The 18,710-nt window shown below is 51.6% G+C and carries 18 protein-coding genes; all 18 read right to left on the bottom strand.

Features of this window, described 5'->3' with window-relative positions:
- Nucleotides 1-14 precede the first annotated feature (14 nt).
- On the bottom strand, nt 15-1,142 hold the full coding sequence (locus BLQ82_RS22450; protein WP_062521238.1) for a glycosyltransferase family 4 protein: 1,128 nt from the start codon (nt 1,140-1,142) through the stop codon (nt 15-17).
- Between the two features lie 116 nt (nt 1,143-1,258).
- On the bottom strand, nt 1,259-2,014 hold the full coding sequence (locus tag BLQ82_RS22445) for a WecB/TagA/CpsF family glycosyltransferase (RefSeq protein ID WP_062521236.1): 756 nt from the start codon (nt 2,012-2,014) through the stop codon (nt 1,259-1,261).
- A 7-nt stretch (nt 2,015-2,021) separates the two neighbouring features.
- A complete protein-coding gene (gene csaB, locus BLQ82_RS22440) occupies nt 2,022-3,188 on the bottom strand; it encodes a polysaccharide pyruvyl transferase CsaB (RefSeq protein WP_062521234.1) in 1,167 nt (388 codons plus the stop codon).
- A complete protein-coding gene (locus BLQ82_RS22435) occupies nt 3,164-5,200 on the bottom strand; it encodes a DUF5693 family protein (RefSeq protein ID WP_062521232.1) in 2,037 nt (678 codons plus the stop codon). Before BLQ82_RS22435 ends, csaB begins: the two co-directional genes overlap by 25 nt.
- 116 nt (nt 5,201-5,316) lie before the next feature.
- Nucleotides 5,317-7,035, bottom strand: a complete 1,719-nt coding sequence (locus BLQ82_RS22430) for a phospho-sugar mutase (protein ID WP_062521230.1) — start codon at nt 7,033-7,035, stop codon at nt 5,317-5,319.
- A gap of 48 nt (nt 7,036-7,083) precedes the next feature.
- Nucleotides 7,084-7,506: a 3-hydroxyacyl-ACP dehydratase FabZ gene (fabZ, locus tag BLQ82_RS22425; protein WP_062521273.1), complete on the bottom strand. Its 423-nt coding sequence runs from the start codon at nt 7,504-7,506 to the stop codon at nt 7,084-7,086.
- 289 nt (nt 7,507-7,795) lie between these two features.
- On the bottom strand, nt 7,796-8,038 hold the full coding sequence (locus BLQ82_RS22420; RefSeq protein WP_020428476.1) for a DNA-directed RNA polymerase subunit beta: 243 nt from the start codon (nt 8,036-8,038) through the stop codon (nt 7,796-7,798).
- Between the two features lie 8 nt (nt 8,039-8,046).
- Nucleotides 8,047-8,862, bottom strand: a complete 816-nt coding sequence (locus BLQ82_RS22415; protein WP_062521228.1) for a flagellar hook-basal body protein — start codon at nt 8,860-8,862, stop codon at nt 8,047-8,049.
- A gap of 17 nt (nt 8,863-8,879) precedes the next feature.
- Nucleotides 8,880-9,755, bottom strand: a complete 876-nt coding sequence (locus BLQ82_RS22410; protein ID WP_062521226.1) for a flagellar hook-basal body protein — start codon at nt 9,753-9,755, stop codon at nt 8,880-8,882.
- 50 nt (nt 9,756-9,805) lie between these two features.
- The gene (gene mreB, locus BLQ82_RS22405) at nt 9,806-10,804 is read right to left on the bottom strand and encodes a rod shape-determining protein (protein ID WP_062521224.1); all 999 of its coding nucleotides are present in this window, start codon (nt 10,802-10,804) and stop codon (nt 9,806-9,808) included.
- 228 nt (nt 10,805-11,032) lie between these two features.
- Nucleotides 11,033-11,320, bottom strand: coding sequence for a sporulation transcriptional regulator SpoIIID (gene spoIIID, locus BLQ82_RS22400; protein ID WP_019915029.1), 288 nt, complete (start codon nt 11,318-11,320; stop codon nt 11,033-11,035).
- A 189-nt stretch (nt 11,321-11,509) separates the two neighbouring features.
- On the bottom strand, nt 11,510-12,253 hold the full coding sequence (locus tag BLQ82_RS22395; protein WP_062521222.1) for a M23 family metallopeptidase: 744 nt from the start codon (nt 12,251-12,253) through the stop codon (nt 11,510-11,512).
- Between the two features lie 61 nt (nt 12,254-12,314).
- Entirely contained in the window at nt 12,315-13,496 is a 1,182-nt protein-coding gene (gene spoIID, locus BLQ82_RS22390; RefSeq protein ID WP_244280935.1) for a stage II sporulation protein D, read from the bottom strand.
- A 141-nt stretch (nt 13,497-13,637) separates the two neighbouring features.
- Entirely contained in the window at nt 13,638-15,020 is a 1,383-nt protein-coding gene (gene murA / locus BLQ82_RS22385; protein WP_062521220.1) for a UDP-N-acetylglucosamine 1-carboxyvinyltransferase, read from the bottom strand.
- A 204-nt stretch (nt 15,021-15,224) separates the two neighbouring features.
- Entirely contained in the window at nt 15,225-15,482 is a 258-nt protein-coding gene (locus BLQ82_RS22380; RefSeq protein WP_062521218.1) for a DUF1146 family protein, read from the bottom strand.
- A 223-nt stretch (nt 15,483-15,705) separates the two neighbouring features.
- Entirely contained in the window at nt 15,706-16,122 is a 417-nt protein-coding gene (locus BLQ82_RS22375; RefSeq protein ID WP_020426084.1) for a F0F1 ATP synthase subunit epsilon, read from the bottom strand.
- Between the two features lie 65 nt (nt 16,123-16,187).
- Nucleotides 16,188-17,585, bottom strand: a complete 1,398-nt coding sequence (gene atpD, locus BLQ82_RS22370; protein WP_062521216.1) for a F0F1 ATP synthase subunit beta — start codon at nt 17,583-17,585, stop codon at nt 16,188-16,190.
- Nucleotides 17,586-17,720: 135 nt separating this feature from the next.
- Complete coding sequence (gene atpG / locus BLQ82_RS22365) at nt 17,721-18,596, bottom strand: ATP synthase F1 subunit gamma (RefSeq protein WP_062521214.1); 876 nt, start codon at nt 18,594-18,596, stop codon at nt 17,721-17,723.
- Nucleotides 18,597-18,710 lie beyond the last annotated feature (114 nt).

Genomic DNA, 18,710 nt, shown 5'->3' with positions numbered 1-18,710 from the left:
AATTGAGGCATTTGTTATGATTTGGAGCCGCGTTCCGGATTAGCCTTCACCCGCATTCTTAGCAGGAAGTCAATCAACGGACGTTTGGTCTTGCTGATGACACCGGTGATCTCTGCGCCGATCTGCAGGAAGAAGAGCATGACGCAAATGACGACGAAGGTCACCCAGTTGGCTTCATAGAGAGACGCAGACGTCTGAATTACAGCCAAGATTCCAAAGAAACCGGCAATACCGTATATAATCAATACCGTCTGGCGGTGGCTAAAGCCAAGCTCGCGCAGGCAGTGATGAAGATGACCTTTGTCCGGAGCAAAGATTGGTTTCTTCTGCAGCTTCCGGCGGACGATGGCAAAAAACGTATCAGACAGCGGAACTCCGATAATTAAGAGTGGTGTGATAAAGGAGACGACCGCAATCTGCTTAAAGCCCAGCAAGGCAAGTAGCGCAAGGCAAAAGCCTAAGAACAGCGAACCTGTATCACCCATGAAAATTTTGGCGGGATGGAAGTTAAAGAACAGGAAACCCAGGATACTGCCAAGCAGAAGCAGGCAAAGCAAGGCAACCATGGTATTACCCATCAAAAATGCCATGACAGCAATTGTAGCAATCGCAATACCGGATACTCCGGCAGCAAGCCCGTCCAACCCGTCAATCAGGTTAACGGCGTTCGTAACCCCGACAATCCAGAAGATCGTCAGCGGAATAGCAATCCAGCTTTCTAATGAGGAATACGTATTATTAAATGGAATGTTTACAAAATCAACGGTAATCCCGAATCCGAAAACAACGATGCACGCTGCGGCAATCTGGCCCAGCAGCTTCACCTTCGCTGAAAGCTCAAACCGGTCATCCAGTGCGCCGATAAGAACGATCAGTCCGCCGCCCGAAAGCAGCGCTTTGATGAAACTTGCCTCCCGCGGAGTAAAATCATAAGGAATAATCGGCAATACGGCAAGCAGGCCTAACACAAACGCCAGAAAAATACCTAGTCCGCCGAGGCGGGGCATAATCTTAGTATGCACTTTACGGGCATTTGGCACATCTGTGGCACCAATCTTAATCGCGAACTTCTTCACGAGCGGTGTCAACAGCAGTGCAAGTCCCATGCACACAACGAATCCGGCGATGTATATGATTAACATTTGATCAGTCGACCCCCATTTCTCTACCGCATTGAATTATACGCTGAACGTAAAACAAATTCCAATTCCGTTTTTAGGCTGTTGCACGGATTTTTACGGTAAATAACGTCGTTTTGCTATACTTTTGTCACTTTATCTTTCTCACGCAGCACTTTTACTGCGAATTTCGGCAGTGCAAGCATTCTTTTGTAACGGGTAGGCTCCTTAAGAAGACGGTATAACCATTCTGCACGGAGTTTCTGGAAGGCTTTTGGCGCCCTGCGGCTCTTGCCGGAGATCACATCGAAGCTCCCGCCGACACCCATCATTACCGGAATGTTCAGCCGGGATTTGTATTTGGCGATCCAAGGCTCCTGACTATCTGCTCCTCTGGCAACAAAGAGCAGGTCGGGCTGAGCTTCGATAATTTCATTCACAATCTCCTCGTCCGCTTCCGGCCCGAAAAAACCGTCATGATATCCCGCTATAATGATACCGGCATACTGAGATTGTAACCGGGAGGCGGTCTCGCGAATCACCTCAGGCGTAGACCCCAGCAAATATACCCTCCATTTATAGCTTTCGCCCTGGCGAAGCAATTCATGTAACAAATCAAAACCCGCAACACGTTCAGCAACAGGCTGTTGGCAATATTCAGCAGCCCATACAACCCCTGTTCCGTCAGGAACCACCAGTTCGGCTGATTTCATGATCTCCATATAAGCCGGATTGTCCAGGGCGGTCATCACCATGATCGGATTGGCTGTAATGACCTGATGCGGTTCACGCCTTTGTACGGCCTCGGTCAAGTAGGATACCGTGGCTTTCATATCGACTTTGGATACCCGGATGCCAAAAATCGGCACCGTGGGGATCACACTTTCTGCTTTCATATATCTATCACCCTTTACGGCGGAAATATTCGATAATTTGCCGGGCTGGCGCTTCGGCCTCCTGGACCAAAGAAGCAATCAACGGCTCGCGCTCACGTTTCCATTCCTCTCCCGACTCCAAAAGCTGAAGCACTTCGGCAGCAAGCCTGCCGCTGTCCAGAGAGGACGTAGCCCCGATAGGCCGGCAGCCCACCCGCTCCAGAAAATGGTCAATCTTAGGATCATAGGAGATACCGATGAGCGGCACCCGTCTTCCTGCGGCATAAATCAGACTGTGAAGCCGCATTCCGATTAAGACATCACATGTCCCTACCTCCCGCAGCATCTGCTGCGGATGCTCAGCGTCCTCACACAGGCTGATTACTCCACCGTTCTGCGAAATCCCCTTCTCCAGCTTCTGCATGATATAACGTGAAGCTTCATGGTCAGAAGGATGATGAAACGGCAGAAAACGCAGATGAAACGGAGTCCGGGCGCTTGCATTCAGCAAACCATCTGCGACAGCATCCAGTTCACTTCGGGATTGCTCCCAAAAGCGAACAGAAACCCCTACGGTCGGGAGATCAGGCCGGGATAACGGAGTTTTCTGAGGAGGTGATTCGCCTCCTGCTTCCGCGCTGCTTCCCCGGCCGTCCTCGGGAAGACTTAATCCCATCACCGGGTCGGGAACGACATCAATCTTGTTCCCACCCAGCCCCATGGATTGCAGCAGGTCGCGCGACTGCTCATCTCTTACAGAGATATATCTGCATTTGCGGAAAACCGCTTTGATCAAGGGGTGGAAAAGCTTGCGGTTAACCGGACCAATACCTTGAGCATAGATAAAAGTCGGCTTGCCCATCCATTGAGCTAGCTTGATGATGCCCAGGTAATATGGGATGGATTTGCTTCCAGTCACATCCTGGAGCAGGCTGCCTCCCCCGCTGATCAAACCGGCGCTTTCTGAGATTGCGCTGCGTACTTCGCTAAGTTTCATACGGTGTACAGCCTTCACTCCATAGGTCGCTGTCGTCCATTCCGGATCTATGGACAGCACAACAGGCTCAATGACTGTTCCCGTTGCCAGCGAGTGCTTCTGCAGCGCATTTAGAATGGACTGCAGCACCGCCTCATCTCCGCTGTTCCGGAAACCGTAATAGCCGGAGATAATTATTTTTTGAGAAGCGGCGACCATCGTCTCCAACACCCCTCTGCAAGCTGCCATACTCCTACCGCAATCAGCCCGATAATCAGACCAAGTCCCAGCCCTAGCAGACCACGGACCAGCGAGATTAGAACCGGAGAGTGAATATGGGCAAAAGTATCTACCATTGAAAGCTGCCCGATCACGGCGATAATCAAGATAAATGCGGCATTCCGGTATTTATAGGCCATAAAGGCACCCAGTATAAATAACGGATGAGCCAGCAGGAATTCTTTGTTGCGCGGCCGGACCCCCGCTGTATTTTCCAAAAAGGTGCGGAGAATTTTTTCCGGTGCGCTCACACTGCCGCTGTTGCCGGTCCGGCTCAAATAATACATCCCTATAATCCCCAAAACACCGGCTGCAATGACCCAAGCCAACGTAATAGGTGTCCGCAGAAGCTTGCCTGTTTTACTAAGGACAAACTCACCACGATAGAGCAGTACATATACAGCAATCAGTGCAATAGGCGCCAAATGCAGCAGACTGACACCGCGGAACTGGTTAAGGACCAGACTGTAGGTGATATTGTTCAGGAGTGCAATCACAAACGGCACCGCACTCAGCGAAATCAAGGCTGTTTTGACGTAAAGGACGAGACTGTGAGCCAGGCGGCGCTGCGGAGTCATAACCGCATAGGTCAAGGAATTCGCCCGGAGCGGAGGACCCTTCTCATTTATTTTGCGTACCGCCAGTATCATTGCCACTGTCGGTGCGCTGATGGCTACTGCAAGTGCCAGGGCCTGCTCGAACAGCTGCGGCTTAATCAGCATCAGCCCGGCGCTTCCCACCAGACCAAGCACCCAGGCAGGCAGCGTAAGCCATGGAATAAAGTAGGAAACCAAAAGGGCCACCATGGCTACAGCACCGATGACTGCAATTAATTTAAAATAACGCTGGAAAGAAGAGTCCACAACGTCAAATGCAGTGGCTTGGCCCAAGGTAAAGCCGTTGCTCTCAATTTTCTCTACCGCACCCCCAGGCTCGCTAAGGCTGGTGATCAGATTTTCCAGAGTATCCTTAATCTGCGCCTTAGAAGTGTCCCGCGACGGAATCGTGTTGAGATAGATCATGCGAATGTTGCGGTCTTTCGTTGCCAGTGCAAAGCGGTCCGCTATCGTTTCCGGAGGAAGGGCGGAATCACCTTCACTGAGCGAGTACAGCCGGGTTACATTGTAATCCAGCAGAAAAGCTAATTTATTGAATCCTTTTTGCTGCGCTTTGATATTCTCAATGGCGGCGATCCCCATTCCGCGTTTCTTAAGAAGACCGGCAAAAGCTGTAATGCTGTTCAAATCAGCATCATCATTAAATCCTTTAACAGACTCGCCTTCAAAAAGCAGACGTTTGACTCCTAGCTCCTGATAGCGGTCAAGCAGCTTGGTAACAGCAGCCTCATTGTAAGGCAGGGAATCTACAAGACGGGGTACAATGTTAAACCCTTTGCTATGCAGCATTTCCAGGGTGAACGGGTCCGGCTGCATCGGCTTCAGCGTGGCATCCTCCAGCGGAGTTTTGACAATAAGCCCTTGCTGCCCGCGGAAACTCCAGTTTTCGGTCGCTATATCCAGGCTGCTGAAAGTATCACGGATAATCGGCGCGAGGGCTTCACTATTCTCCGGACTGGTAAAGAGGACATATGTATAGTTCTCATTCTCCGGAATCACGGTATCCGTCAGGTTGGCAATATCTGCCGCTCCCCATATCATCAGCCGGCGGGCCTTGCGGTAATCCTCCAGCGTGTTTTCATAAATAGCCATGCTGCCTACGCCGGCAGATTTTAAGAGGTCAAGCTGCTCCGAAATATAATCCTGCGGGTTCGCCCGGTAGCTGGCCGCTTCCACCAGGTCACGGTAATCAAAAACAAATTCAACCGTTTTGGAAGATTTCTCCGTCTGCAGACGGTCATAGACGACAGGTAATGCGGCAAGCACACCAATCACCACAACTATCCATAACCACTTCCGTGAAGCGATGTTCCAACGTTGCCATTTCTGCTGCACTCCAAAGTACCTCCTCTTTCACTTAAAGCCTTCTCAAGGCTAATTTCAAGCAGAAACGGATGCGCGTCCATAGAGGAGCAGTATCCGTTTCGCTTGAATCCTGTATCTTCTATTATTTATTTCCCGTCAACGCGTGACATAACCTGCTGCGTGAGCGTGGCAACCTTGTCTTTGGCATTCTGCAGCGATTCTCCGCGCACAGCAAAGTACACTTTGATCTTCGGCTCAGTACCCGACGGGCGCAAGCAGAACCAGGAACCGTCAGACAGCAAATATTTCAGCACATTTTCCTTAGGAAGTCCGTTCAACCCCAGCGAATAATCCAGAACCTCAGTTACTGCTGCACCGGCAATCTCCTGCGGAGGATTGCTGCGCCAGTCATTCATAATCCCCTGAATCTGCGCCACACCGTCCTTGCCCTTCAATGTGCGTGATTCCAGACTTTCCAGGAAATAGCCGAACTGCTTATACAGCTCCTGAAGCACATCGTACAGCGTTTTCCCTTGGGCTTTGTAATAGGCTCCAGCTTCAGCAATCAGCATAGAAGCCAGCACGGCATCCTTGTCACGGGCATAATTCCCGGCAAGGTAGCCATAGCTCTCTTCATAACCGAACAGGTAGGTGTATTCACCGGACTGCTGGAACTGGGTCATTTTTTCACCGATATATTTGAACCCTGTAAGCGTGTTGAATACGGTAGCACCATAATGCTCGGCTACAGCTGCTCCCATCTCACTGGTTACAATGGTTTTTACGACAGCACCATTGCTTGGCAGCTTGCCCTGCTCCTGCAGGCGGCTCAAGTAGTAATGGATCATCAGTGCTCCGGACTGATTCCCGGAGAGAACAACGAACTTGCCTTCATTGTCGCGCACTACAGCACCCATGCGGTCTGCATCCGGGTCTGTACCGATCAGCAGATCAGCACCCAGCTCCTCTCCCAGCTTGATTGCCAGGGTGAAGGCTTCCCGCTCTTCAGGATTTGGCGATTTTACGGTAGAGAATTCTGAATCGGGCAACTCTTGCTCCGGTACTACATGTACCTGAGTAAAGCCGATTTTGTTCAGAACGCTGCGGACGGGGAGATTGCCTGTCCCGTGAAGCGGTGTATAGACAATTTTGAAATCACGTCCCAGCGTGGATGTGATTTCGTCACGGGCAACGCTGACAGCCGCTACTGTATCGGTGAAGGCTTCATCTTCCTGCTCGCCCAGCCAATGCAGGAGCCCTCCAGCTTCAGCCTCTTCCTGGGACATGCGTTTTACTCCATTAAAGGAATCCACCTCCAAGATGTAGGAGATGACTTTTTCAGCCTCATGCGGAACAAGCTGACCGCCTTCAGCATTGTACACCTTGTAGCCATTGTACTCCGGAGGGTTATGGCTTGCAGTAATCACTACACCCCCGGTAGCCTTCAGATGACGGACCGTAAAGGACAGCTGCGGCGTGGAGCGCAGGGACGGGAACAGATGGGCCTCAATTCCGTTTCCGGCCAATACCAGCGCAGCCTCAAGGGTGAACTCCGGCGAAAAACGGCGGGAGTCATGCGCAATGACGACAGAAGGTCTGCCTTCACCGGAATGCTGTTCAAGGATATAATTCGCGAAACCCTGGGTCGCTCTGCCAACCGTATACCGGTTAATCCGGTTGCTGCCTGCTCCGATAACCCCGCGCAAGCCGCCTGTGCCGAACTCCAGATCTCTGTAAAAACGTTCTTCCAGCTCCTGCGGCTCATTCGCAAGCAGATTCAGTTCTGCCTTCGTGTTCTCGTCAACCGATGGGTCCTGCAGCCAGCGTGACAGTGTTTCTGCGGCTTTGGGGCTTAATTGAGTCATATCAAATCTCTCCTTCTCCATCTATAATATATGATTTTATAACAGGTTCTAGCTCAGTGCGAACATAATTTCCCCGGAAGCGACCACTTTGCCTTCAACCTTCGCGGTGGCCTGCCCTTTGCCAATGCTGCCCTTTAGGCGGGTAATTTCCACTTCAAGCACAAGCGTGTCTCCCGGAACCACCTGACCACGGAAACGGAAGCCGTCTAAGCCTGCCAAAAAACCGATCTTCCCCTTGTTGGCTTCAACTCCAAGTATGGCAGCAGCGCCAACCTGAGCCAGTGCTTCGGTGATCAGAACACCCGGCATTACCGGATATCCCGGAAAATGGCCGGCAAAAAACGGTTCATTCACTGTTACATTCTTGATGCCGACGGCCCGCTTGCCCATTTCTATTTCGGTAATTTTGTCCACCAGCAGAAATGGAGGCCGATGGGGGATTATTTCTTGGATTTCATTGATATTCAACATGGATACAAAGCTCCCTTCGCATATAAACCGCACCCTGGTAACTTGTCTGCCACTGCAGCGTTTTAGTTTTATTTCCGGCCAGCCTGCATAAATATGGACAGCTTCGGCAAAAACTATAATATCCTTCACCACCTGCAGCAGTGGAGGTTGAGATAAGGGGCTTTCTCCACCGCATAAGGCAACATGGCGGAGAGGGCCCTTTTTGCTCTCAGGGGCCTCCATCATTATACATTTTCCAGTATAAAAAAGAAAACTCCCTTATACAACAAGGGAGTTCTAATATGAACAGTTATGGCGCAAACACCAAATCATACACATGCTTCCATGTACTCCACTGAAGCACATCGCTGAATTCCTTTTTGCCCAGAACGACATACCCGGCAACCATGCCACCGCACAGTGCTGCCACCAGCAGCACAGGAATCAGAAACCACTGAACGATCGTCCATTTGGAAATTCCGCGCCGCCGTACGGGCTGATGCTGTTCCGCTTCATGTGTTGCTTCCGGCTTACTGTTGTTCTGACGAGCCATTCCTTCACCTACCCGCGCATGTTATTAGCCAGGCCGAGCATCTGGTCACTTGAGGTGAGCGCCCGGGCGGCAAGCTGATAAGTGCGTTGAATTTGCATCATTTCAGTGATTTCCTTGCTTAGATCCACATTCGACTGTTCCAGGTATCCGGCCCGGACGCCTATAGTGGAAGGCTCCCCTGCTCCCTTGAAAGCCTGCTGAGCTGTGACTCCATCAGCAAGCACATAGAAATTCCCGTCCACTGCCTGCAGCGCACTTTTGCTGAAGGGCTCCACGATCATAATTGCTTCCCCTCGCCGCGCAGGCGCATTCTCAGCCGTCTTCGTCCATACCTGTCCGCTCTCATCAATGGCGGCACTTACGTCTGTGAGAACGGTCAAAGGTTTGCCTTGCGTGTTCAGCACAGGATTCCCTGTGTTGTCTACCAGCATCATTCTATCCGGATTCGCACTGTCCGGAACAAAGTGAAAGTCCCCTTTGCGAGTATAAGCAGTAGCTCCGTTCACCTGAACGCCAAACAACCCGTTACCTTGAATGGCCAAATCCGTCGGATTTCCCGTCTCCTTAAGAGGGCCCTCCTCCCAGTTGGTTGTCACCGTGGGTACACGGACCCCAAAGCCGATATTAAAACCGAGCGGTGTGCTGCGGCCCGGCTGATCATAATCCTTGGACTGCTGCTGGACACGGGTCAGCACATCCTCAAAGGAGCCTTCCTTGCTCTTGTAGCCATCGGTATACATATTGGCGACATTGTCGGCTATAATATCCAGCCGCTGCTGGAGACTGGACATAGAGACGGCTGCGCCTATCGTTGAGTTGTTCATACGTTACTCCTCCTGTCCTAGATTCTGCCGACTTCGTTTACAGCCTTCTGCAAGCTGCTGTCATAAAACTGGATAACCTTCTGATTCGCTTCATACGCCCGGTAAGCCGCATTCATATCGACCGTCACCTTGGTTGCATCAACATTGGAATTTTCCAGATATCCCTGCCGCACCTGCAGATTGTCCGTCCCATTGGCGAAACGGATATCCGCGTTCTCCACATCGTCGGCGTGGAAGACACCGTTACCGTCACGAACCAGTTCCTGGGGTCTTGTAACCACACTGATGCCTAATCGGGTTCCTGAAGGAAGTCCTGTTGCAGGATTCAACAGGTTACCCTGTCCGTCTACTTTAAGATTGTCCTGCGGACCTGTCAAGATAAGCGGGTTGCCGTTGCTGTCAAGCACCTTGAATCCGCCTGCGCTGAGCACTTCTCCCGCCGCGTTTACTGTGAAGCTGCCGTTGCGGGTATACAATTGATTACCGTCATTATCCTGAACCGTAAAAAAAGCCTGCGGACGATAGATTACTTCGCCGTCAGGAGTAATATACTTGCCTGAGCCGTCAAAATTAATATTAGTACCCGTCGCCGGGTCTGCTACCTGCAGATCAGTCGACAATGCAAAATCCGCCGGCTTGCCGCTTTCAATGAGGTCTCCCTGCAGATATTGGGAAACGGACTGTTCGGCAAATACCCCTGTATTCATTCGGCCGACAGGCTTTACCGTGCCGCCGCTCATTGCAGAAATGAGCACCTCGGGAAAAGCATGGCTGACACTGTCCACCTGCTTGTATCCCGTTGTATTCAGATTGGCAATATTCTGCGTTGCTGTATCATGTCTGCGCTGCTGTGTTACCATTCCGGCAGCCGCCGTATATAATCCTCTAAGCATGAGGGTTAATCCCCTTCCTGATTGAGCTGTTCATTTATATTATCGGCAGCCTAGAATTTTTTCTTAACGTTCTTATCCAAATGATCAAGCATCATTCCGGTTCCTTTAACCACACAATGCATCGGATCCTCGGCCACCCAGACCGGAACATGCAGCTCCTCGGAGAGCAGCTCGTCCAGTCCGTTAAGCAGTGCGCCTCCGCCGGTCAATACGACACCCCGGTCGATAATATCCGCCGATAACTCCGGCGGTGTGCGTTCCAGCACCGATTTGGCCGCAGCCACGATGGAGGAAACCGGGTCCCACAACGCTTCTTTTACCTCGCCCGAAGAAATTGTCAGCGTCTGGGGAAGCCCGCTTACCATATCGCGGCCGCGGATGTCCATTTCGGACTTCATGCCGTCCGGACGGACCGATCCGATGTTCATCTTAATATCCTCTGCCGTACGCTCGCCAATCAATAGCTTGTACTTCTGTTTTATATATCTTAAAATGGCCTCGTCGAACTTGTCTCCCGCAATTTTGATCGAGGAGGCGGTAACGACGTCGCCCATAGACAGCACGGCTACGTCCGTCGTTCCGCCGCCAATATCGACGACCATATTTCCACTTGGCTGATAAATGTCCATGCCCGCGCCTATCGCTGCAGCTTTGGGCTCTTCTTCCATAAAAACTTCCTTGGCCCCGCTGCGTTCGGCTGCTTCCCGGATTGATTTCTGCTCAACTGATGTAATGTTTGTGGGGGCGCAGATCAAAATACGGGGCCTTGCGTACCAGGAACGGCCGCCTACGCGGTCAATAAAATATTTCAGCATCATTTCCGTAATCGCAAAATCTGCAATGACACCATCCCTAAGTGGACGGATCGTCGTAATATTTCCCGGTGTACGGCCTACCATTCGACGCGCCTGTTCGCCTACAGCAAGGACTTTCTTCGTATCACTTTCGAGCGTGACCACGGAGGGTTCATCCAGAACGACTCCCCTTCCCTTGACATGTATGAGCACATTGGCCGTGCCGAGATCGATTCCGATATCCTTGCTAAGCATAATGAAAGAGCCCCCAAAGTGTTATTTTAAAATAAAAGAAAGTATAAGTTTTACATATACCTTAAACCTTCTATTTCTCACTGGAACGGATACCGTGCTTCTATAACAGAGCAGCCGTTACCTCTTAAATGAGTAAAATAGTTAGTTAGTCCCAAATTTAAAAATACCATACTTTAGGGGATGGATACAATGAAATAAAACCGAATTATTCCTTAAATTCCGAAAATCTTATGGCTTTGAGGCCACGGCGACCTCACGCTTTTTTCCTGTTGTTTTTTTATATTTAATTTTTGTGGCTTCTCCCCCCCGAAGATGGCGAATCGATTTGTGATATTCGAGAATGTGCTTCACCTGATCGGCCAGATCAGGGTTGATCTCGGGCAACCGCTCTGTTAAATCTTTATGCACCGTGCTCTTCGAAACGCCAAATTCCTTGGCTATGGTCCGGACCGTATGCCTGGTTTCCACGATGCAGCGTCCGATTTTAATCGTCCGTTCCTTGATGTAATCGTGCACGCTCCCGCCTCCCAACTGTGGATAGTTTGGTACATTATATGAGGGGCGGGCCTATATATTCGCGCTTTCAGGACGTGACAAGCTTCTGAAGGCTCATTTTATTTCCTGGACAACCTAAAATGCTCTTACGGGCGATGCAATTGAGCAAAAAAACAGGAGGCTCTGCAGCCTCCTGCTCAATTCTCCGGCTTAGCGCTGCGGCAGCAAATCGGAAGGGTTAACTGGCTTGCCATCCTCGTACACTTCAAAGTGCACATGGTTGCCAAGATTCTTCTCGATTTCACTGCGGCCGGCGGTTGCCAGCATGTCGCCTTGCTTCACTTCATCGCCCTGTTTTACCTTGGTGTCACCGAGGCTTTGGTAGACCGTCTTCACATTGCCTGCGCTTGTGATCTCGATAACCTTGCCGAATACCGGAACATCTTCAACCCGCGTAACTTCCCCACTGAGTGCAGCTTTGACATCAAAAGGCTGATTGTCTTCACGGGCAATATCGATACCTGCGTTAGGCACGAAGGTGTCATTATACTGCACCATGGCTGCCACGTGATTCTCTTCGGTCCCGTTCTCGTCATAGAATGGCTTAACTACTTCCACATCAGCCGGACTGGCTACCGGCCAGACCATACTCTCGGCCGAAGCAACTACTTCGAGTGCTGCAGGGTCATCTTTGGCTGTTCCTGCTTCAGTCCCTGTACCTGCGGCTTCCTGGGAAACGACGGCCGCGGTGTCCGGCTTCAGCGGCTTCTGGCCTGCGTCCTGATAGACCCACACCAAGGTTAGTATAATTGCCGCTGCCGCCGTGTAGACTGCCGGGAATACCCAGCGTTTAGATAACATTCTGTTCCATGAAGAAGGCTTAGCGCCTGAATCTCCCTGCTTGTTTTTGAGAGATTCATCATGGTTTGTCTTGTTTTTGTCTTGTTCATTCATATGTTTATCACCTCAGTAACCAGTGTTACCGGGCGCTTCGCTTTTATACGTATCTTGCAAGTTATTTTTTCAGGAGAGTTGAGACTTGCTGAAAAGAGATGCCGCTGTAATAGTGTTTGAGAATTTGCGTAGCGGTACTCCCCTGCTTGGCCATGCCGTTCGCCCCCCACTGGCTCATGCCTACCCCATGGCCGTTTCCATAGGTTGTAATCAGAACCTTGTTCCCCTTCCGCTTCCAGGTGAACTGGCTGGAACGCAGCCCCAGCTTCTCGCGCACCTCCCTTCCGGTGAACACCGTACCGCCGATGGATATTTTCTGCACCCGGTGTCCGGCTGTCCGGGACAGTACTTCTGCAGGCAGCCCAGAGACGGATGACGAGGAAACGGGCTTCGCAAGTGCAGAAGCTGCAAGATCTCTGGAAGCCGGAAGTGCCGTGTCTGCAATCCCCAGCTTCTGTATCAGCTCGGCATTCGAGAACGTATATGTCACCGCCAGATTCGGCGTAATGTCCTGATCCCATGGACTTGCCACACTTCGCAGGTAAGGCACAGCCGCATTCCAGTAATCCTCCGAATTTTCGGTATAGCCTCCGCTGGAGGCGAAGAAGGATGCCGTGATCGGCTGTCCCTGGTAAGTCATAACCACCCCGCGCGTCTCCAGGACCGCGCGGCGGACCTTGGCCAGCCCGGCGCTTTTGCCGCCGCGCGTCCACTTCCGTTCCAGCGCAGCCTTGGAGACGTAAGCCTGATGGCTTACCGTATCCGTCACATCTGCGCCCGGAACGGGCACGCCGCTGTGGTCGCCGGCCTGCAGGCGGCGCACAATGAAGGTGCGCGCCGCGACGGCTTGCGCTTTGAGCGCTTCCAGCTCAAAATCGGCCGGCATCTCGGCCGCAACCACGCCGCTGACGTAGTCCTCCAGCGGCAATGTCTCAATTTGTCCGCTATGCGACAAATAGACGGAGACCTTCGGCTGCGGGGCTTCCTTCGCAGCCGGTGCCGGCGGCGCCGGAGAGGCCGTGGCCTGCGGCACGGCCGGCGGCGCCGGTTGTCCCCCGCGCAGCGGGACAACGGCGAGCGGCAGCAGCAGCCCCGCCAGCAGGGGCGCTGCAAGCCAGGCGGCGGGGGCGAGCCGCCTGATCCGGGGCTTCGCGCGCCGCGCGGGCGCGAAGCCCCGCGGCCGATTCATGCTATGCCGCAGCTGTTTCATTCTGCGCCGCAGCAGGCAGCAGTAATCTTTCATCTCTATGTCTCCTTCCCTCAGTCACCGTTGATTCTTATAGATATGAATTTCGGGCAACTGCTAGAACGCTATTCTGAGAGAAAGAGCAAGCTAAAAAGGCCTTACCGCAGCAGCGGCAAGACCTTTCCTAATGTTGTGTTGTTATACCCAGGTTGGCTGAATCTGAAAGCGGGGCTTAACTTCTTCGCTTTTGAAAGATTCGCTTCGGACTGCTTCCGGTTTGAGAACCTCTTCCTTCACTGCCGTAGCAGCTGTATCCGATTCTTCCATGGAAATCCGCCATATATCTGCACCAAGTCCCGACAGCTTCTCAGCCAAATTTACGTATCCGCGGTCAATATGATGGGTCCCGCTGACCTCTGTCGTACCTTCGGCAACAAGGCCCGCCAAAATCAGCGCAGCGCCCGCACGCAGATCTGTAGCGCACACTTTGGCGCCAACCAGCTGAGCGTTGCCGGTTACAATAGCGGAACGGCCTTCAATCTTGATCTCCGCATTCATGTTGTGGAATTCATCCACATGCATGAAGCGGTTCTCAAATACCGTCTCTGTTACCACGCTGGTCCCTTCAGAACGAAGCAATAATGCCATCATCTGGGACTGCATGTCGGTCGGGAAGCCCGGATAAGGCAGTGTTTTCAAATCCACAGCCTTGAGCGGTTTGTCGCTGATTACGCGGACACCATTCTCATCCGGAATAATCGTAACACCCATCTCCTCCATCTTGGCGATAACCGGCCCGAGGTGGTCCGCAATCGCGCCTTCCACATAGACGTCACCGCCCGTTATTGCCGCAGCCGCCATATAGGTGCCTGCTTCAATCCGGTCAGGAATGACATGGTGCTTCACGCCATGCAGGCGTTCCACGCCTTCAATGCGGATTACTCCAGTCCCTGCGCCGCGCACGATCCCGCCCATACCGTTCAGGTAATTGGCTAAGTCTACAATTTCCGGTTCTTTTGCCGCATTCTCAATTACTGTTATGCCTTCGGCGAGTGCTGCCGCCATCATTATGTTTTCGGTCGCTCCTACGCTGGCCACATCCAAATATACCTTGGCTCCGCGCAGCCGTCCGTTTGATTTCGCTTCAATGTATCCCTGACCCAGACTAATTTCGGCGCCAAGCGCTTCAAACCCTTTCAGATGCTGGTCAATCGGTCTTGTTCCGATGGCGCAACCGCCAGGTAAAGAAATGCGCGTATGACCCAGTCGGGACAAAAGAGGGCCCATCACCAAAAAAGAAGCCCGCATTTTACGCACCCATTCGTATGGTGCCTCATAGGAAGTAATGCTTCTGGCATCAACCTCAATCACATCGTTCTGGTATGTAACACCCGCACCCAGAGATTCCAACACTTTGCTGATGGTCATTACATCGTCTAGCGGAGGTGCGTCCACAATGACGCTGACTCCTTCTTCTGCCAATAGAGAGGCGGCTATGATCGGTAGTACGGAATTTTTTGCGCCGCTAACTTTCACGCTCCCGGTCAATCTGTTGCCACCGCGGACGATAAATTTGCTCATTACGGTTTCCCTCCGCGTCCATTATTTCTGAAATTATTTCTGATATTAATGCTCAGGGTATAATTCATTTGCTACCATTGCCTGACCTGCGCCCGAGGTGCGGGCACGCTCCTTAAACATCAGTGTTGACATAATAAAACCGTATTATTCGACACGTTTTTTACCGCCTAGGGCCTAAGACTGATATAACCAAAGCGGCCTTTCTTAAAACATGTTGCGGATCTGCCCGCTCCAGCCCAGATAATCCAGCAGAAACCCGGCCACGAAGTGGCCCAGTACGATCGCCAGCAATAGATGCAGCAGTCTTCCCTGAGGGCTCTTGGGATATCTTATGATCAGATCGAGCTTAAGGTTCTGAAGTGCCCACCAAGATATTGCAACACAAAATAAAGAAACGATCATTGAAACCAAACCGCTGGTGCCGATTGAGCTTGACAACTCATCATAGAACCTTTGATCCATGTTAGCCCCCCGTGTATTAAGTTACTCGGAAATCGACTCTTATATCATACTTGTGCAGGGGAAAAGAATCCAGTACTTTTACAAACTTTTAAACTTTTCAGGCCATGTGAGGATGAAGGTTAGCATTTTATTTACTTTTTCAAGCAGAAATGGCACCGCGATTCCTTTATTTATCCTTATATTGAAAAAAAACGGCCAAGCCCCAGGCTTGACCGTACAGCTATTATTGTTGTCCTTTTCCGGTGGACACTTTGATCCGTGTAACGGCGCGCTGAAGCGCCAGCTCCGCACGGCGGTGGTCAATTTCATCCTGTTTGCTGCGGGACTGAAGGCGGCGCTGGGCCCGTTCCTTCGCCGCTTCGGCGCGTTCAACATCGATTTCCGTAGGCAGCTCGGCACTTTCGGCCAGAACTGTCACCTTGTCTTTATGCACTTCCACGAACCCGCCATGAACAGCGATAGTGACTGTAGCACCATCCGCTTTTATGAACATCGGAGCAACCTGAAGTGGAGTCACAAGCGGAATGTGTCCCGGCAAAATACCCAGATCGCCATCGGCTCCCTTTACCGTCAGGCTGTTAACCTGCTTGGAGTAAACGAGATGCTCCGGCGTGACAATTTCCAACAGAAAGGTATTCACTTTCATTCCTCCTCAGAGCTTTACGAAATAAAGCTCGCATCGAAAGCATTATCCATAGTTCAGGGTTACATCGATTTTCCTTTTTCAACCGCTTCTTCGATCGTTCCGACAAACAGGAACGCTGCTTCGGGAAGATCATCATGCTTGCCTTCCAGAATCTCTTTGAAGCTGCGTACGGTTTCTTTGATTGGCACGTATTTGCCCTTGAAGCCAGTGAATTGTTCGGCCACGTGGAAAGGCTGCGACAGGAAGCGCTCAACCTTACGGGCACGGGCTACAATGACCTTATCTTCTTCACTGAGCTCATCCATACCCAGGATGGCAATAATGTCCTGAAGCTCGGTATAACGCTGCAGCAGCTGCTTAACGCCCTGTGCCACGTTATAGTGCTCTTCACCGACAATTTCCGGAGCGAGGATACGTGAACTGGAAGCCAGCGGGTCAACGGCAGGAAAGATACCTTTTTCGGAGATCTTACGCTCCAGGTTGGTAGTTGCATCCAAGTGGGCAAACGCCGTTGCCGGAGCAGGGTCAGTGTAGTCATCCGCCGGCACGTAAATCGCCTGGATCGAGGTAACCGAACCTTTTTTGGTGGAAGTGATACGCTCTTGCAGCTGGCCCATTTCCGTTGCCAGCGTAGGCTGGTAACCTACGGCAGAAGGCATGCGGCCAAGCAGTGCGGATACTTCGGAACCCGCTTGGGTAAAGCGGAATATGTTATCGATAAAGAGCAACGTGTCGCGGCCTTCCACATCGCGGAAATACTCCGCCATGGTCAGACCGGTCAAGGCTACACGAAGACGTGCGCCCGGCGGCTCATTCATTTGTCCGAATACCATGGCCGTTTTCTTGATAACGCCGGAATCGGTCATTTCATGATAGAGGTCATTACCTTCACGGGTCCGTTCGCCAACGCCTGCGAATACGGAGATCCCGCCATGTTCCTGTGCGATATTGTTGATCAGTTCCTGAATCGTTACGGTTTTACCTACACCCGCGCCGCCGAAAAGGCCGATTTTACCGCCTTTGGCGTATGGGGCGAGAAGGTCGATAACCTTGATCCCGGTTTCCAGAATCTCCGCTTGTGTCGACAATTCATCAAATGTCGGAGCCAGGCGGTGAATCGGGTTTCTCTCCGCAACAACTTCAGCACCGTTATCAATCGGATTGCCCAGCACGTTGAATACCCGTCCAAGAGTTGCATCGCCAACCGGAACCGAGATTGGTCCCCCCTGATCAAGTGCTTCCAAGCCGCGAACCAGACCGTCTGTGGAAGACATGGCGATACAACGCACCAGATTGTCACCCAGGTGATTGGAAACCTCCAGGGTCAGATCAACGGTGCTGCCGTTTGCCAAGCTGGTTACAATCTTGATAGCGTTGAAAATCTCGGGCAACTGGCCGCGTTCAAATTCAATATCGACAACCGGACCCATAATGCTTACAACGCGTCCTTTGTTCATCTTAATATTTCCCTCCTCGAAAGCTGTTGCATTAAGAAGAAATCACCGCGCCGCATAAGCGACGAACAACATTCGCATGTACGGCACCCGTTTCTTATGAAAAATATAAGCCGAAGACATAGCTTCGCTTATATCCTAAGACTGCGCGTTCGCTCCGGCCACAATCTCGGTAATCTCCTGCGTAATAGCCGCCTGACGGGCACGGTTATACGTAAGGGTAAGGTTCCCGATCATTTTGGACGCGTTCTTCGTTGCACTGCCCATCGCTGTCATTTTCGCACCCAGCTCGCTGGCCTTGCCATCCAGAATAGCGCTGTAAATCAGTGTTTCTGCGTACTTGGGAAGCAGCACTTCAAGTACACCTTCTGGTGAAGGCTCATATTCGTACGCTGCATGCAAGCCTTCTGCCTTTTTCTCCTGATTCTCTACAGGTTCCATAGGCAGCAAGCGTTCTACCGTAGGCACTTGGCTGATTGCATTCACGAAACGGTTGTAGCAGAGATACAGTTCGTCGTAGACGCCTGTTTCGAACTGCTGAACCGCCGAGTAGGCAATCGATTTGATGTCGGCAAACTTCGGTGTATCGGAGAGCTCAGTAATTTCCTCCACAATCGGATATTCACGGCGGCGCAGAAAGTCACGGCCTTTGCGGCCGATAACGAACAGCGCATATTCGTCCTTGGACTTATGGCGCTCTGCGAGCAGCATTGTCACTTTACGGAGAATATTAGCGTTGTATCCGCCGGCGAGACCTCTGTCGGAGGTTACAATCAGATACGCGGTTTTTTTCACGGGACGGCTGACCAGCATCGGATGTGTAGCACCCTGAGAACCGGCAGCAATGCTGGCTACGACCTCTTTCAGCTTCTCTGAATACGGACGGGCTGCTTCTGCCTTCTCCTGAGCCTTGCGCAGCTTGGAGGCGGCAACCATCTCCATAGCCTTAGTGATCTGTCTGGTGTTCTGAACGCTCTTGATTTGACGTTTAATATCACGCATGCTTCTTGCCATGATTTCACCACCTTAAAGCTTTGACGAAGTCAAAGCTAACTTCGTAAGCATTATCTGAGCTTTGACGAATTCAAGCTAACTTCGTAAGCATATTCCAGAGCTTTGGCTAGGCCA

Source organism: Paenibacillus jilunlii, from assembly GCF_900102965.1.
GTDB classification, from domain to species: Bacteria; Bacillota; Bacilli; order Paenibacillales; family Paenibacillaceae; genus Paenibacillus_AQ; species Paenibacillus_AQ jilunlii.
Note: the sequence above shows the minus strand (reverse complement) of the source record. Positions and strands in the feature narration are given on the sequence as shown.

Excerpts from the sequence above, each read along its gene's own strand:
- BLQ82_RS22450 (WP_062521238.1), bottom strand. The coding sequence starts at position 1,142 with ATGTTAATCATATACATCGCCGGATTCGTTGTGTGCATGGGACTTGCA.
- BLQ82_RS22445 (WP_062521236.1), bottom strand. The coding sequence starts at position 2,014 with ATGAAAGCAGAAAGTGTGATCCCCACGGTGCCGATTTTTGGCATCCGG.
- csaB (WP_062521234.1), bottom strand. The coding sequence starts at position 3,188 with ATGGTCGCCGCTTCTCAAAAAATAATTATCTCCGGCTATTACGGTTTC.
- BLQ82_RS22430 (WP_062521230.1), bottom strand. The coding sequence starts at position 7,035 with ATGACTCAATTAAGCCCCAAAGCCGCAGAAACACTGTCACGCTGGCTG.
- fabZ (WP_062521273.1), bottom strand. The coding sequence starts at position 7,506 with ATGTTGAATATCAATGAAATCCAAGAAATAATCCCCCATCGGCCTCCA.
- BLQ82_RS22420 (WP_020428476.1), bottom strand. The coding sequence starts at position 8,038 with ATGGCTCGTCAGAACAACAGTAAGCCGGAAGCAACACATGAAGCGGAA.
- BLQ82_RS22415 (WP_062521228.1), bottom strand. The coding sequence starts at position 8,862 with ATGAACAACTCAACGATAGGCGCAGCCGTCTCTATGTCCAGTCTCCAG.
- BLQ82_RS22410 (WP_062521226.1), bottom strand. The coding sequence starts at position 9,755 with ATGCTTAGAGGATTATATACGGCGGCTGCCGGAATGGTAACACAGCAG.
- mreB (WP_062521224.1), bottom strand. The coding sequence starts at position 10,804 with ATGCTTAGCAAGGATATCGGAATCGATCTCGGCACGGCCAATGTGCTC.
- BLQ82_RS22395 (WP_062521222.1), bottom strand. The coding sequence starts at position 12,253 with ATGAATGAACAAGACAAAAACAAGACAAACCATGATGAATCTCTCAAA.
- spoIID (WP_244280935.1), bottom strand. The coding sequence starts at position 13,496 with ATGAAAGATTACTGCTGCCTGCTGCGGCGCAGAATGAAACAGCTGCGG.
- murA (WP_062521220.1), bottom strand. The coding sequence starts at position 15,020 with ATGAGCAAATTTATCGTCCGCGGTGGCAACAGATTGACCGGGAGCGTG.
- BLQ82_RS22380 (WP_062521218.1), bottom strand. The coding sequence starts at position 15,482 with ATGGATCAAAGGTTCTATGATGAGTTGTCAAGCTCAATCGGCACCAGC.
- atpD (WP_062521216.1), bottom strand. The coding sequence starts at position 17,585 with ATGAACAAAGGACGCGTTGTAAGCATTATGGGTCCGGTTGTCGATATT.
- atpG (WP_062521214.1), bottom strand. The coding sequence starts at position 18,596 with ATGGCAAGAAGCATGCGTGATATTAAACGTCAAATCAAGAGCGTTCAG.